At 66.3% G+C, this 2,063-nt stretch carries 1 protein-coding gene; it reads right to left on the reverse strand.

Annotated features, from left to right (window positions below):
• The coding region (locus EET03_RS25765; RefSeq protein ID WP_244232538.1) for a condensation domain-containing protein at positions 1 to 2,046 on the reverse strand (2,046 nt) is incomplete at its 3' end.
• Between the last annotated feature and the right edge of the window lie 17 nt (positions 2,047 to 2,063).

Raw genomic sequence — 2,063 nt, forward strand, 5'->3', positions numbered from 1 at the left:
CACCCGCACACCAGACCACCCCGACACCACCAACTCACGCTCACCGCGATCCAGCAACGACACCTCCCCCACCACCACCCACGCATCGGCCACCACGGCTTCGACCACCCGCACGAACCGGGTGACGAACCGCTCGATGGTGGCCCGGTCAAATAAATCCGTGGCATACGACACCATCCCGGCGGCCATCGGCGCGGCGGCCTCATCGGCGGGCACTTCGCTTAGATCGAAGTCCAGGTCGTACTTGGCGGTATGGCTACACACCGATATCTGCTCGACGCTGACGCCGTCGATCTCCACCACCTCGGGGCGCACATTGTTCTGGAAGGCCACGCACACCTGAAACAGTGGATGATGCGCCGTCGAGCGGGCCGGGTTGAGCTGCTCGACCAGCCGCTCAAACGGCACATCCTGGTTGCTGTAGGCATCCAGCGCCTTTCGACGCACCTGCTCGAGCACATCGCTGAACCGGTGCGAAGAAGTGACGCCAACCCGCAACACCCACGTGTTGACGAAAAACCCGACCAGCTCATCGAGCGCCTCGTCCAAGCGCCCGGCGATCGGCGTGCCGATCACAATGTCCTCACCCGCACCAGCCCGGTGCAGCAACACCGCCCACACCGCTTGCAACACCATCGAGGCAGTCGCATTGTGGGCCACCGCCAGCTGCTTGACCCCCGCCCACACCTGTGGGTCGATGCGCACCTCCACCGCGTCACCGCGGTAACTTGCCACCGGGGGCCGGGGCCGGTCAGTGGGCAGCGACACCACCTCCGGCAGGTCGGCCAATTCCTGTTGCCAGTACTGCAACTGCCTGGCGATCACGCTGCCTGGATCGGAGTGCTGCCCCAACACCTCCCGCTGCCACAACGTGTAATCCACATACTGCACCGCCAACGGCGCCCACTCGGGCTGATGACCCTGGCTGCGCGCCCGATACGCCTCGCCCACATCACTGACCAGCGGCCACAGCGACCACCCATCGCAGGCGATGTGGTGCAGCACCATCGCCACCACATGCTGCTGGGGGTCAAGCGAATAGATCTGCGCGCGGATCGGGATCTCCGCCGCCAAGTCGAACCGATACCCCGCCAGCGCCTCCAACTCCCGCGGCAAATCCTGCTCCCGCAGCGAGACCACCGCCGCCGCGCCGCGCCGCCACATCCCCGCGTGGATCGGCAGCACCTGCTGGAACGGCACGCCATCGGCCTGTGGGTACACGGTGCGCAGGATTTCGTGGCGGGCGACAACATCATCGATGGCCGCGCCCAGCGCATCGACGTCAAGCGCCCCTGTCACCCGGAAAGCGGTAGGCATGTTGTAGGTCGCGGCGCCGCCTTCGAATTGGTTGAGGAACCACAACCGCTGCTGGGCGTACGACAACGGGATCGGCTCGGGGCGCGGCATCGCCGTCACCGGGGGCCGGGTGCGGCCGGAACGCTGGCGGTGCAGAGAGTCGGCAAGATCACCGACGGTGCAGGCGTCGAACAAAGACCGCACCGGCACTTCCATGTCCAGCGCCAGCTGCAGCCGCGCGCTCGCCCGGGTGGCGAGCAAAGAATCCCCACCCATCGCGAAGAAATCGTCATCGAGCCCAACCCGCTCAGCACCGAGCACGTCGGCGAACACGCCGGCGACGATTTTTTCGGTTCGGGTCTGCGGCGCTCGGAACACGGCGGTGGCAAACACCGGTGCCGGCAACGCCTTTCGGTCGAGCTTGCCCGAGGAGGTCAACGGGAACTGGTCAAGCACCACCACCTGAGCCGGCACTAGGTAATGGGGCAACCGCGTGCTCAACCGCTGACGCACCACCGTGGGGTCAAGGGGCGCGCAGCCGGTGATATAGCCGACGAGTTGAGAGCCCCCGGTAGTGGTGTGGTGCACGGTGGCGGCGGCCTGGGTGACCTGTGGACAGGCCAGCAGGGCGTTTTCGATTTCACCACACTCGATGCGTTGTCCGCGGAGTTTGATTTGGGTGTCGGCGCGGCCCAGACAGTCCAGTGTTGCTTCGGGTGTCCAGCGCACCAGGTCGCCGGTGCGATACATGCGCGCCCCCGCCTCGC

This window comes from Mycobacterium innocens (assembly GCF_900566055.1).
Classification (GTDB): domain Bacteria; phylum Actinomycetota; class Actinomycetes; order Mycobacteriales; family Mycobacteriaceae; genus Mycobacterium; species Mycobacterium innocens.